This window comes from Alcaligenes sp. Me129 (assembly GCF_050487245.1).
GTDB lineage: Bacteria > Pseudomonadota > Gammaproteobacteria > Burkholderiales > Burkholderiaceae_B > Alcaligenes > Alcaligenes phenolicus.
In genome coordinates, this window is the sequence record NZ_JBKQGX010000008.1 from 96,996 (window position 1) to 109,301 (window position 12,306).

The following is a 12,306-nucleotide window of genomic DNA, read 5'->3' on the forward strand; positions in this document are numbered from 1 at the left end:
GTGGATTTCCTCAGTTGAACGAACGCACGTCGACAAAATGGCCGGCAATGGCAGCGGCAGCCGCCATGGCTGGGCTGACCAGGTGGGTACGACCACCCTGCCCCTGACGTCCTTCAAAGTTACGATTGGAGGTCGAAGCGCAACGCTCGCCCGGTTCCAGACGGTCAGCGTTCATGGCCAGACACATGGAGCAACCAGGCTCACGCCATTCAAAACCGGCGTTCAGGAAAATCTTGTCCAGACCTTCTTGCTCGGCTTGACGTTTCACCAGACCGGAGCCGGGAACAATCATGGCCTGCTTGACGTTGGAAGCGACTTTGCGACCCTTGGCCACGCTGGCAGCCGCACGCAAGTCCTCGATACGGGCATTGGTACAGGAGCCGATGAACACGCGGTCGATACGGATGTCGGTCAACGGCATATTGGGCGTCAGGCCCATGTATTCCAATGCACGCTCCATGCCATTGCGGGTGACTTCGTCTTTTTCTTTCTCTGGATCGGGTACGCGGCTGTCGATAGGCAACACCATTTCAGGCGAGGTGCCCCAAGTCAACTGAGGGGTGATCTGACTGGCATCGATGCGAATCACGCGATCAAACTCGGCACCTTCGTCAGTGTGCAAGGTGTTCCAGTAAGCCACAGCCTGATCCCACAACACGCCTTTGGGCGAGTAAGGACGGCCACGCAGATACTGAATGGTTTGCTCGTCCACAGCCACCATGCCTGAACGTGCACCGGCTTCAATCGCCATATTGCACACGGTCATGCGGCCTTCCATAGACAAGGCGCGAATTGCCGAGCCGCCGAACTCAATGGCGTAGCCGGTACCACCAGCAGTACCGATCTGACCGATCACGTACAGGATCAGGTCCTTGGCAGTACAGCCAAAAGGCAGCTTGCCGTCCACCTGGATCAGCATGCTTTTGCTTTTCTTCATCAGCAAGGTCTGAGTGGCCAGCGTGTGCTCGACCTCCGAGGTACCAATACCAAAGGCCAAAGCGCCCACGGCACCGTGCGTGCTGGTGTGGGAGTCACCACAAACCACGGTCATGCCAGGCAAGGTCGCGCCCTGCTCAGGGCCGACAATGTGCACAATGCCCTGACGCACGTCGTTCATGCGGAATTCGGTAATGCCGAATTCTTCGCAGTTGGCGTCCAGGGTATCGACCTGCAGGCGCGAGATCGGGTCTTCAATACCGTTCTGGCGGGAGGTGGTGGGGACGTTGTGGTCCGCCACAGCCAGGTTGGCACTGATGCGCCAAGGCTTGCGGCCGGCCAGAGTCAAGCCTTCAAAGGCCTGGGGGCTGGTCACTTCATGCAGCAAGTGGCGATCAATGTAGATCAAACAGGTGCCATCCGTGTCCTGATGCACGACGTGTTCGTCGAACAACTTATCGTATAAGGTTTTTGCCATTGCGCTCTCGCGATTCAGTTGAAATTACAGTCCGCACAGAGCGGGCTGCACATTAATTTTTTCTTATTATGACAGGCGCAGTAACTGGGACAAGACCAGTTTCCATACTAGTATTGGGACTACCACCCTAAATAGAAACATGCCCCTGAAAAAGGTCTCCCGGAGCCTTGTCAAAGAAGGCTCCGGGAGACCAACGTCGTCAGCCTTGGCGATTGCTGCAGGCCGGACTCTTGTTCAAGAAGGTTCAGCAATGGCCAAGCTCAAACGTTCTACCCATTCATCGGCCATGCCCTGATCGCTGATATTGGCAAAGCCCATCAACAGCCCCTTATGCACAGCAGGCGATATTTGCCAATCGCTCAAGGCCTGAACGGCCATGCCATGTTCCTGGGCAGCCTTGGCCAAAGGCCGGTCATCTTCTGCCCTCCTCAAATTGGCAAGCACATGAATCCCCCCTGCCTGGCTTTGCACCTGCAAGCGCTCCCCCAATATCTGTTGCAGAGCCTGCACCAAATAAGCCCGACGTTGTGCATACAAAGCCCGCATCTTGCGCAAGTGCCGCGCAAAGTAGCCCTGCTCCATGAAGTCCGCCACGGTAGCCTGCGTCAGGATGGAACCCGGCCCGCCTGAATAGTGAGCCGCCTGCTGGAAACGCTCCACCTGGGACAGAGGTGCGACCATGTACGCCAGCCGCAAACCGGGATTCAGAACCTTGCTGAAGGTGCCGGTATAGATCACCCTGTCGTCCCTATCCAGACTTTTCAGGGCAGGCAAAGGACGTCCGTGATAGCGAAACTCGCTGTCGTAATCGTCCTCCACAATCCAGGCCTGCTGCTGTCTGGCCCACTCCAGCAATTGCAAACGCCTGGGTAGGGACATGGCCATGCCCATAGGGCTTTGATGAGTGGGGGTCACGATGGCAAAGCGTGCCTGTGGGCAATGCTGCTGTCCGGCTATAAGGTTCAGGCCGTCTTCATCCAGCGGCACCGCATGCACGTGCATGCCGGCCTGCTTCAAGAACTGGCGGGCAAAAATATAGCCAGGATTTTCGTACCAGCCCGCGTCACCCGGATTCAGAACGCTACGACACACGAGCTCCAGCGCCCCCCAATACCCGGCCGTCACAAAGATCTGCTCCGGCAGACAAGCTATGCCGCGCGATACGCCCAAATAAGCCGCAATAGCCCGCCGCAACGGCGCATAGCCCACCGGATCGGGGTAACGCATTGCCACGCCCCCCAAAGAGCGCTGATTCTGGTTGGCCAGTCGTGCCCAGGTCTTGCGCGGAAAGGCATCCAAAGCCGGCAGGCCCAGCTGAAATGGCAAAGGGGGTGAGTCTTCTGCTGGTACATATGGCGAGGCACGCAGGGATGAGGCAGGGACACTGGCATATCTTTTCGCAGCCAAACTGGCCAACTGCGGTGACACCACCGTTCCTGCCGGCCCTCGTGCCAGAAAGTAGCCTTCACCCAGCAAGATTTGATAGGCCTGCTCCACCGTACCCTTGGCCACATTCAGCTCACTGGCCAGACTACGTATGGATGGCACCCGGTCGCCGGGGCGCAATTGGCCTGCAGCAATCGCATCCCGAAAGCGCTCGTACAACTGCTGATAAACAGGAATGCCTGGTTCCCGGCTGGGTTTCCAGTGGCGTAGATCCATACCCATGTCCTAGTCAATTATTGTTTTCTTGTCACTGATGACCAGGACATTACTCATGGATAATCAACAAGTAAAGCGGATAGCTCGGCTTGATACTCAGACTGACGCAAACAGTTAATCCCGCCCCATACAGCTCCGGCCTGCTCCGCCCCCTGTCTTACTTTCGATTGGATACGCCATGAGTGCACTTCGCCTTCCCTACGACACCCTGTCTCCCAAAGCCTATCAAGGCCTGCTGCAAACGAAGCTGGCTTTGGACAAAAGCAGCCTGGGCAAAGAATTGATTGAGCTGGTTAATTTGCGCATTTCGCAAATCAACGGCTGCTCCTTTTGCCTGGAGATGCACGCTGCCTCCTTGCGCAGCTCGGGCGTGCTCAATGCCAAGATAGACAGTCTGGCAGGCTGGCGTGTCAGCGCGCACTTTGACGAACGCGAACGCGCGGCTCTGGAATGGGCAGAATCCGTGGTGGATGTTGCTCACACTCATGCACCCGACGAGCACTTCGAGCCCTTGAAAGCCCATTTCAACGATACGGAAATTTCGGATCTGAGTTTTGCGATTGCCTTGATGAGCGCATTCAATCGCTTGGCCATCAGCATGCGCAAGTAACCACAAGAGATGATCCTGCAGCACAAGCAGTAGAAGTCCCACGCAACAAGCCAGGCGTCAGGCGGAATCAGACCGTTCAGCGGCAAGACGGAGCGGTCGGTTTATTGGCCAGCAACCCCGCCTGCACCGCAGGCCGTGCAGCGATCACCTCCAGCCACCGTTGCACATGCGTATACGCGGTGATATCCAGGCTCAGCTCGCCCCAGGTTCTTAGCCAGGTAAATGCAGCAATATCGGCAATGCTGTAATTTTCCGAAGCGATAAAAGCGGATTCACTCAGTCTGCTGTCCACAACCTGGTAAAGCCGAAGCGACTGTGTTTGGTATCGCTGTATCGCTTCGGCATTTCCTGTTTTCGAGCCATGCAAAAACCACCACAGTTGCCCCAGCATCGGACCAATGCTGCCAATCTGGAAATGCAACCATTGCTGCACAGCGACGTTTTCAGCTTCCGTCGCGGGCAATAGGCATCCCGTCCTGGATGACAAATAAGAAAGAATCGCGCCAGACTCGAAAACAGTCAGGCCGCTTTTCCGATCAACGATGGCGGGAATCTTGCCGTTTGGATTGATCTTGAGGAAATCCGTTTGATGCTGATCTCCCCTATCAAGATCAAGGTCAAACTGCTCATAAACCAGTCCAGCCTCCTTGAGAAAAATGCTGACCTTCTGCCCATTGGGTGTGTCCGCCGTATAGAACACGAGATCGCTGGCTTGCGTCATGACTATCCTTGCTGGTGAATATAGTTGCAATTACAATAGTTGCAAATGCAATCGTAAATCATGACATCCAGTCATGCAAGAAACCCATCAGCAGAGGTAAACCATGAATTTGGAGCGTCTTCGTCCGCCCACCGCTACGCCGCAAACCCGGATGGCGGCGGCGACGTGCCTTGAAAAACTGGCAACGCAAGACATGGAGCGAGCCTGTCGTGCTGCCTCTCCTTACCGTGCGCTTCAAGTCATCGCCCAGGACTTGGCACAAGACGATAAAACCCATAGCAAAATGTGGATCGTGCGGGCTTCTCCAGGTCAGGCATCCGTGCCAGCCTCGGATAAGACTGACATGGACACAGGCAATATCAGCGCATGGCCGCTCTGGTTTCGAGATGGGCCTGAACACGTCGAGATCCCATTGCTCTATCTGCTGCGTTCCGAATCCGTCGCCGGACTGCGCGCTGCGATATACGAAGCCGCCGAGCGCGGCATTGTGTGCAACGACGCTGAGATCACCACCTCGCGGTGGCCCAAAAGCGTACAGCCCGCCGTTCCGCTTTGGCTGGCCAACAGCTTGAACGGCATCCCCTACGACCCTGCTTCTGGGCAGGAAGCGCTCGCTATTATGCGTTCCGCCCTGCAAGCCATGTACGTAGACGACGAGCCCGGTTTTCTCTTTATGACACTGCACGATGACACTGGAAAGGTGCCAGCCTCACGGCAAGCCGATGTACAGGAAGCGTACAAAGGCATGTACCAACTTCTTGCTGCGCCCGACTCGGCGATCCGTTTACTGGGAGCTGGTCAGGCATTGGGAAACGTGGTCGAAGCGGCCAGACTCCTGCGCGAGGACTGGAATATCAGCAGCGAGGTCTGGAGTTGCCCCAGCTATACCCGTCTGACACGAGAAGCTCAGGAGGTGGAGCGCTGGAACATGCTCCATCCGCTCTCCAAGAAAAAAACAGCGCATCTTCAGAACTGCCTTGGATCGACGCCATCGCCCGTGTTAGCCGTCACCGGATATGGGCAATACATTGCCGAGCAGATCGGCGGCTTTGTTTCTGCCCGCTTTGTCGCCCTGGGGGCCGACTCTCTCCCAGAAGCAAGTAGATTTCCCAGCGCGCCATGGATAGTGGCCGCCGCGCTCAAGGCGCTTGGTGATGAAGGCCTCTTGCCCATGCGACAGGCAACAGAGGCATTGAAGCGATATGCACTGGTCTGACACCTAGCAAAGCAATCAAGCGGCCTGGTCATCAATAAACTCGATCCTGCTACGGTATAAAGTATCTGGAAAAACGCTATGGAGCAGTCATGAAACACATTCTTGTCTACTCTGATTCCTTGTCATGGGGAATTATTCCTGCAAGCAGAAAGCGCCTGCTTTTCGAGCAACGCTGGCCAGGTGTCATGGAGATTGCGCTGTGCGCCGCAGGCCAGAAAGTCCGGGTTATTGAAGACTGCTTGAATGGGCGACGAACCGTATGGGACGACCCTTTCAAGCCTGGACGCAATGGATTAACAGGCTTGGCACAGCGGATTGAAATCCACTCCCCTCTTGATCTGGTCATCCTGATGCTGGGGACGAATGACTTTCAGTCCATGCACGAACACAATGCATGGCATTCATCACAAGGCATCCTGGCGCTGGTATCCGCCATCCGCTGCGCAGCGATTGAGCCGGGCATGCCCATACCCCCGATACTGGTCGTGGCGCCACCTGCCATTCAAACCCCGAAAGGACCTATCGCACCGAAGTTCCAGGGCGGCGAACACAAATGTGTCGGGTTGGCACACGCCTATCGTCAGGTGTGCGAGGAAGCGAACTGCCATTTCTTTGATGCCGGCAGTGTCATTAGCTCCAGCAAGGTCGATGGCGTTCACCTTGATCCTGAACAGCATTTGATTCTTGGCAAAGCGGTGGCCGAAATATCGAGTTCACTGATTACCAGGCGGGCATGAATAAGGCTCGGCTTGAGCACAACTTAGCAAAACCAAGTGCCAGAACCATGGCACAAAAACGCCCTCCACATTGAGGGCGTTCTTCGTTTCAAATTTAGTACCTCTAACGCCGGTCTTTCACGGTTTGGCCGCCTGCTGATACAAAGGCATGACCCGTTCCGAGATCGCCTGCAAATCCGCAATACGGGTTGAGGAAGCCGGGTGAGTAGACAGGAACTCCGGCTGACTTCTACCCTGCTCCAGGGCCCCCATCTTCTGCCACAAGGTGACCGCAGCACGCGGGTCGTAGCCTGCACGCGCAGCCAGCTCTACCCCGATCAGATCGGCCTCGGATTCGTGAGTGCGGCTATTAGGCAGTTCAAACATGACTTCGCTGAGCGTACCGCCCAAATCGTTCACAGCCTGCACACCAGTCAGGGCGGAGAGCACCGTCAAACCGAAAGAAGTCGCCATTTTCTGGGAAACCTGCTCACGCGAATGCTCTCGCAAGGCGTGGGCAATCTCATGCCCAATGACAGCAGCCAGTTCCGCATCAGTTGGCTGAATCCGTTTGATCAAGCCGCTGTAAACCGCCATCTTGCCGCCCGGCATACACCAGGCATTAACTTCGTCCTCATTGATGAGGTGGACTTCCCAATTCCAGGAGCGGGCGTCCGCACGGAAAACACCGACTTGATCGATCAGGCGTTGGGCAATGGACTTGACCCGACGAGTCTGGGCCGCATCGGTATCCAGCGCCTTTTGCTGCCGAGCCTGGGACAAGACCTGAGCATAATTCTGGGCCGCCGCCTGATTGAGCTCGGCCTCGGACACCAGATTGGAGATGAATTGTTTGCGCTCGACACCTACCGTCCCGCTTTCCGTCGTCTGCACCGTGGCACAGCCCGTCACGGCCAGTATCAAACCCGCCGCCAAAAGGCGTTTTCCTTTCGCAATACCTTTCATGCTCAGCTCCAAAAAACAAACCTGACAAGAAAATGAAGTGCTAGGGTCCTGCACAAACCCTCAGTTTCAGACGCCGCACTGCGAACGATGACGCAGACAATGATCCATCAACACAATGGCCAGCAAGGCTTCGGCAATCGGCGTGGCACGAATACCCACACAAGGGTCGTGACGGCCCAGTGTCTGTACTTCAACCGCTTCACCGGCTCGATTCACGGAAGGACGCATGGTACGGATGCTGGCAGTAGGCTTGATCGCCAGAGAAACCGTCACGGCCTGCCCGGAGGAAATACCACCCAATACGCCACCGGCCTGGTTGGTCTTGAAACCATCGGGGTACAGCGCATCACCGTGCTCCGAGCCTTTTTGCGTAATGCAATCAAAGCCAGCGCCAATGGACACGCCTTTTACCGCGTTCAAACCCATCATGGCATGGGCGATATCGGCATCCAGACGGTCGTAAATAGGTTCACCCCAGCCAGCGGGCACGCCTTCGGCCACAACTTCAATGCGTGCGCCAATCGATTCGCCTTCTTTGCGCAGCTCGTCCATATAGGCTTCCAGCTGCGGCACCACGTCCAGGTCTGGCGCGTAGAAGGGATTCTGCTCGACCACATCCCAGCTTTTGAAAGGAATGGCGATGGGACCCAGTTGGCTCATATAGCCGCGAATCTTCACGCCGAAGTGCTCGGCCAGCCATTTCTTGGCAATTGCACCGGCTGCCACGGTAGGCGCAGTCAGGCGAGCTGAAGAGCGACCACCACCACGCGGGTCGCGGTTCTCGAACTTCTTCCAGTAGGTGTAATCCGCATGGCCGGGACGGAAGGTATCCAGCAGATTTCCGTAATCCTTGCTGCGCGCATCGGAGTTGCGAATCAGCAGGCTAATGGGCGTGCCAGTTGTACGACCTTCGTAAATACCGGACAGAATTTCCACCTGATCCGGCTCACGGCGCTGAGTCACGTGGCGCGAGGTGCCAGGACGGCGGCGATCCAGTTCAAACTGAATATCCTGTTCAGACAGCTCCAGGCCCGGAGGGCAGCCGTCGATCACTGCGCCGATCGCTGGACCATGAGATTCGCCGTAATTCGTGACGCGGAAGCTTTTACCTAGAGTATTGCCGGACATAGAGAAAGTGAACGCAAAGAGATGAGGAAAAATGAAAGACAGGCACGATTATGGCATTGTTCCCGAATCCGGACATGCGCCGCGCCCGGTCTTTCAGGAAGAGCAACTGACGGCCAGCTCCGCACTGCCTTCTGGCGGCGGCATGGCATAGGCCTCAAAACCGGCCCGCTCGGTGTATGGGTCGCGCAGCAGCTTCAGCAAGGTGTCAATTTCGCTGGCGTCATCCTTGGCAGCAGCCTGGATGGCCTGCTCAGCCAAATGGTTACGCAGCACATACAAAGGATTGACGCGATTCATGGACTCGCGCTGCTCTGGCGTGTCGGAACCGTCCAGCTTCAGACGCTGGCTATAGGCTTGCCACCAGGCCTGGGCCTGATCTTCGGAACCCTCAAACAGACTCAGGAAAGCCTCGGGTGCCTTGCTGGCCTGTGCCAGAGCACGGAAGGACAAGGTGAAATCCGCCCCGCTGTTGTGCAGCAAGCGCCACCAGTCATCGACCAGTTGCGCGTCATCCGCCTGCCAGGTGCGCAGGCCGAACTTGGCCTGCAAATTGGCGTGATAGCGCTTCAGGAAACTAGCTTCAAAGGTCTGCAAACGCTCTTTCACCGCATCCACATCTGGATCCAGCACCATCAAGGCACTGGCCAGGCGATACAAGTTCCAATGCACAATCGCAGGCTGCGCATTCCAGGCATAACGGCCTTGATTATCGCTGTGATTGCAGACGTGATTCACACGGAATCGGTCCATGAAGCCGTACGGACCGTAGTCAATGGTCAGGCCCAGAATGGACATATTGTCAGTATTCATGACGCCGTGGCAAAAGCCGACAGTCTGCCAGTCGGCCACCATTTCTGCGCTGCGATGCGTCACTTCCTGCAAGAAGCGGCAGACGCGCTCCTGCTCCGAATCGCCTTCGACCAGCAGTTCCGGATAGAACTCGCGCAGCACATAGTCCAACAATTCACGCACACGGCTTGCGTCGTTGGCCCAATGTTCAAACGAGCCAAAACGCACAAAACTGGGGGCAACACGTGTCACAATCGCGCCCGTTTCCACGGTTTCCCGGTACACAGGCGTATCCGAAGTGACCAGGGCCAAGGCCCGGCTGGTCGCAATGCCCAAACCGGCCATGGCCTCACTGGCCAGATATTCGCGCACACTGGAACGCAGCACAGCACGGCCATCGCCCATACGGGAATACGGGGTTTTACCGGCGCCCTTCAACTGCAATTCCTGCGGGCCCGTGGGGGTATCGATTTGCCCCAGCAAATGCGCACGGCCATCGCCCAACTGTCCTGCCCAGACACCGAACTGGTGACCACTGTATACAGCCGAGACCGTCAGGCCACCCGGCAAGGGGGCTTGGCCGCTGACTACATCCAGAAATTCCTGTTCCCCCAGACGGGAGACATCCAGGCCCAGTTGCGCCGCCAATTCCTTATTGACGTGCAGCAGGCGGGAATTGGCCAGGGGTTGCGGCGGAACCGCCGTATGGAAAGCCGAGGGCAAATCCGCAAAATGGTGACTGATGGCCAGGCCATCGAACAAGCTGGACATACAGACCCCCTTAGGCCGATTTGGCGGCTTTGGCAGCCTCGGCTTTTTCGGCCTTGCTGCGCTGCTTGGCTGCTTTCTTGGCAGGCCAGAGATAAAAAATGGCGCAGAAATAATAAATCAGGGACAGAACAATCTCTGCAATCGCCCAGGGCATGACTTCAGCCACCGGGTCCGACCAGGCACGCATGACCCCTTCCGCGAAGTACAGCAGAATCATCATGGACGTCCATTGCAGGGTATATAAATTGCCCTTGAGCACGCTGCGCAGCGGCAGCACCAAAGGAATCACTTTCAGCACCAGCCAGGAGCCGCCGGGTTTCAGGGGCGCAAAATGAAGCTCCCAGGCCAGGCACAAAGCAATCAAGGCGACCAAAGCCAGGGCCGCCACTCGATGAAGTATGGGGTTTAAAGGTTCATGCATGCTGTTATTATCACCTGAACCCTGTCGAAAAGCAGCGTCCGCCGCATCAAACCGCTATGAAAAACGACGAGAACTTCCCTATGCCCTCTGAGCAAGCTGAACAAACAGACTTGAACCCAGATAACACCGATCCTGTATCCCGGCAGGAGCCCTCGCCCGCCCCCACTGCCAAACATCACTTTTTAAGTGTGGCGCGCTTTGCCATCAAGCGGGTGGCCGAAAAAGATCTGATGAAGGTGGCCTCCAGCCTGACCTACACCACGATCCTGGCCATTGTCCCCATGCTGACGGTGGTGCTGGCGCTGTTCACGGCCTTTCCACTGTTTCAGGAATTTGAAAGTGCCCTGGAAGGGTTTTTGACCCGTAACCTGATGCCCGAAGTGGTGTCAGAAAACATCATGTTGTATCTGAACCAGTTTGCCTCCAAAGCGTCAGGCCTGACGGCGGTAGGCAGCTTGTTCCTGATTGTCACGTCCATCATGCTGATCATGACCATTGACGAGACCTTCAACAATATTTTCCAGGTACACGTGCAACGCCCACTGGGGCAACGCCTGCTGGTGTACTGGGCCATTATTTCGCTGGGCCCGATTCTGACCGGCGCCAGCCTGTGGGCTACGACCATTCTGGCCAGGGAGTCCTTGGGTTATATCGGCGACTTGTCCGGCATAGTGACCTTTGCCCTGTCTTACGTCCCCTTCCTGTTTACGGCCCTGGGGCTGACGGCGCTGTTCATGTACGTGCCCAACCGCCGCGTATGGTGGCGCGACGCCCTGATTGGCGGGGTGGTTACCGCTGCCTTGCTGGAGCTGATGAAGGCCGGTTTCGCCTTTTACCTGACCCGCTTTCCCACCTACACGATTATCTACGGCGCCTTTGCCATCCTGCCGATCTTCCTGCTGTGGATCTACATTTCCTGGCTGATCGTCCTGCTGGGCGCTTCCATGGTGGCCATTTTGCCCGATTGGCGTGGCCGCAACTGGGTCAAGACCAATGTGCCCGGCATCGCCTTTACCGATGCCGTGAACCTGCTCTACCAGCTGTGGCTGAACCGTCAGAGCCAGCAGGGACTTAGCGTACGTGAACTCAGCCACAAGCTGGAACGCGACCCGGACGAGCTCTACGGCATTTTATGCAAGCTCAAGTCCATGGGACTGATTGCTGATACCCAGCAAGACAATGACGAACAGTGGGTACTGAGTTGCGATCTGCGTCAGGTCAGCCTGAAACAACTTACCAAGGCATTTCTGCTGGACCGCGCCCATACCCACGAGGGTCCGCTAGAATATGTATTCAATTATCTTTCTCAGTTTTTCGATCAGCGACTATCCAATCTGGAAGAACTGTTTGAGTCGCCGCAAGGCATTCTGACAGGACAACCAGCCATACTAAACGCCGATCCCGGTCAGGAGACCCAGTATGCTAAAAGTCAGTGAAATCCTGCGTGTCAAGGGAGACACGCTTTATACAGGCACCCCCGAAATGACCGTTGAAAAAGCGGTACAGAGCATGAGCGAGCTGGATATTGGTTCGCTGGTGATCATGGAGCATGGTCAGTTGGTGGGTATGTTGACCTTTCGCGAGATCATTCGCCACTGGCACGCTCAGGGCGACAAGGCCCAGGGCTTTACGGTGCGCAGCATCATGGATGACGCCCCTGTCAGCGTCACCCCCAACACCAGCGCCGACGAGGTGCAGCGCCTGATGCTGAACAACCACGCACGCTACATGCCCGTGATGGACGGTCCGGTGCTGATGGGAGTTATTTCCTTCTTTGATATGGCCCGCGCCATTGTTCACGCCCAGCAGTTCGAGAACAATATGCTCAAAGCCTACATCCGCGACTGGCCTACCGATTCCGAGCAAGCCAGCGCATCCTGATCCCCTGGATC

The 12,306-nt window shown here is 56.5% G+C and carries 12 protein-coding genes; 5 read left to right on the forward strand and 7 right to left on the reverse strand.

From position 1 onward, the window contains the following. Positions 1–10 precede the first annotated feature (10 nt). Complete coding sequence (leuC, locus tag ACLPGZ_RS10535; RefSeq protein ID WP_009462151.1) at positions 11–1,414, reverse strand: 3-isopropylmalate dehydratase large subunit; 1,404 nt, start codon at positions 1,412–1,414, stop codon at positions 11–13. 234 nt (positions 1,415–1,648) lie between these two features. Further along, entirely contained in the window at positions 1,649–3,076 is a 1,428-nt protein-coding gene (gene pdxR / locus ACLPGZ_RS10540; protein WP_239054320.1) for a MocR-like pyridoxine biosynthesis transcription factor PdxR, read from the reverse strand. 178 nt (positions 3,077–3,254) lie between these two features. Between pdxR and ACLPGZ_RS10545 the strand changes: the two genes are divergently transcribed. Next, positions 3,255–3,686, forward strand: a complete 432-nt coding sequence (locus ACLPGZ_RS10545; RefSeq protein WP_115633773.1) for a carboxymuconolactone decarboxylase family protein — start codon at positions 3,255–3,257, stop codon at positions 3,684–3,686. A gap of 76 nt (positions 3,687–3,762) precedes the next feature. Here ACLPGZ_RS10545 and ACLPGZ_RS10550 read toward each other — a convergent pair whose 3' ends face one another. Then, entirely contained in the window at positions 3,763–4,407 is a 645-nt protein-coding gene (locus tag ACLPGZ_RS10550) for a glutathione S-transferase family protein (RefSeq protein WP_239054321.1), read from the reverse strand. Between the two features lie 103 nt (positions 4,408–4,510). Between ACLPGZ_RS10550 and ACLPGZ_RS10555 the strand changes: the two genes are divergently transcribed. Then, on the forward strand, positions 4,511–5,623 hold the full coding sequence (locus ACLPGZ_RS10555) for a transketolase-like TK C-terminal-containing protein (protein ID WP_429641207.1): 1,113 nt from the start codon (positions 4,511–4,513) through the stop codon (positions 5,621–5,623). Between the two features lie 89 nt (positions 5,624–5,712). Continuing rightward, positions 5,713–6,360, forward strand: coding sequence for an SGNH/GDSL hydrolase family protein (locus ACLPGZ_RS10560; protein ID WP_203145778.1), 648 nt, complete (start codon positions 5,713–5,715; stop codon positions 6,358–6,360). A gap of 117 nt (positions 6,361–6,477) precedes the next feature. Here the strand turns inward: ACLPGZ_RS10560 and ACLPGZ_RS10565 are convergent, their stop codons facing one another. The 4 genes from ACLPGZ_RS10565 to ACLPGZ_RS10580 all read right to left on the reverse strand — a co-directional run bounded on the left by ACLPGZ_RS10565 (position 6,478) and on the right by ACLPGZ_RS10580 (position 10,414). After that, positions 6,478–7,305, reverse strand: a complete 828-nt coding sequence (locus ACLPGZ_RS10565; protein ID WP_115633778.1) for a M48 family metallopeptidase — start codon at positions 7,303–7,305, stop codon at positions 6,478–6,480. A 66-nt stretch (positions 7,306–7,371) separates the two neighbouring features. Then, a complete protein-coding gene (aroC, locus tag ACLPGZ_RS10570) occupies positions 7,372–8,433 on the reverse strand; it encodes a chorismate synthase (protein WP_045929988.1) in 1,062 nt (353 codons plus the stop codon). Positions 8,434–8,526: 93 nt separating this feature from the next. Then, positions 8,527–9,993, reverse strand: coding sequence for a protein adenylyltransferase SelO (locus tag ACLPGZ_RS10575; RefSeq protein ID WP_137430286.1), 1,467 nt, complete (start codon positions 9,991–9,993; stop codon positions 8,527–8,529). Between the two features lie 10 nt (positions 9,994–10,003). Then, positions 10,004–10,414, reverse strand: a complete 411-nt coding sequence (locus ACLPGZ_RS10580; protein WP_009462169.1) for a DUF2069 domain-containing protein — start codon at positions 10,412–10,414, stop codon at positions 10,004–10,006. 80 nt (positions 10,415–10,494) lie between these two features. On the opposite strand from ACLPGZ_RS10580, the gene ACLPGZ_RS10585 reads away from it, so the two are divergent. Next, entirely contained in the window at positions 10,495–11,850 is a 1,356-nt protein-coding gene (locus tag ACLPGZ_RS10585) for a YihY family inner membrane protein (protein ID WP_240688288.1), read from the forward strand. After that, positions 11,834–12,295, forward strand: a complete 462-nt coding sequence (locus tag ACLPGZ_RS10590; protein ID WP_009462173.1) for a CBS domain-containing protein — start codon at positions 11,834–11,836, stop codon at positions 12,293–12,295. Before ACLPGZ_RS10585 ends, ACLPGZ_RS10590 begins: the two co-directional genes overlap by 17 nt. Positions 12,296–12,306 lie beyond the last annotated feature (11 nt).

Excerpts from the sequence above, each read along its gene's own strand:
- ACLPGZ_RS10545 (WP_115633773.1), top strand. The coding sequence starts at position 3,255 with ATGAGTGCACTTCGCCTTCCCTACGACACCCTGTCTCCCAAAGCCTAT.
- leuC (WP_009462151.1), bottom strand. The coding sequence starts at position 1,414 with ATGGCAAAAACCTTATACGATAAGTTGTTCGACGAACACGTCGTGCAT.
- ACLPGZ_RS10585 (WP_240688288.1), top strand. The coding sequence starts at position 10,495 with ATGCCCTCTGAGCAAGCTGAACAAACAGACTTGAACCCAGATAACACC.
- ACLPGZ_RS10590 (WP_009462173.1), top strand. The coding sequence starts at position 11,834 with ATGCTAAAAGTCAGTGAAATCCTGCGTGTCAAGGGAGACACGCTTTAT.
- ACLPGZ_RS10550 (WP_239054321.1), bottom strand. The coding sequence starts at position 4,407 with ATGACGCAAGCCAGCGATCTCGTGTTCTATACGGCGGACACACCCAAT.
- ACLPGZ_RS10575 (WP_137430286.1), bottom strand. The coding sequence starts at position 9,993 with ATGTCCAGCTTGTTCGATGGCCTGGCCATCAGTCACCATTTTGCGGAT.
- pdxR (WP_239054320.1), bottom strand. The coding sequence starts at position 3,076 with ATGGATCTACGCCACTGGAAACCCAGCCGGGAACCAGGCATTCCTGTT.
- ACLPGZ_RS10555 (WP_429641207.1), top strand. The coding sequence starts at position 4,511 with ATGAATTTGGAGCGTCTTCGTCCGCCCACCGCTACGCCGCAAACCCGG.
- ACLPGZ_RS10580 (WP_009462169.1), bottom strand. The coding sequence starts at position 10,414 with ATGCATGAACCTTTAAACCCCATACTTCATCGAGTGGCGGCCCTGGCT.
- aroC (WP_045929988.1), bottom strand. The coding sequence starts at position 8,433 with ATGTCCGGCAATACTCTAGGTAAAAGCTTCCGCGTCACGAATTACGGC.
- ACLPGZ_RS10560 (WP_203145778.1), top strand. The coding sequence starts at position 5,713 with ATGAAACACATTCTTGTCTACTCTGATTCCTTGTCATGGGGAATTATT.
- ACLPGZ_RS10565 (WP_115633778.1), bottom strand. The coding sequence starts at position 7,305 with ATGAAAGGTATTGCGAAAGGAAAACGCCTTTTGGCGGCGGGTTTGATA.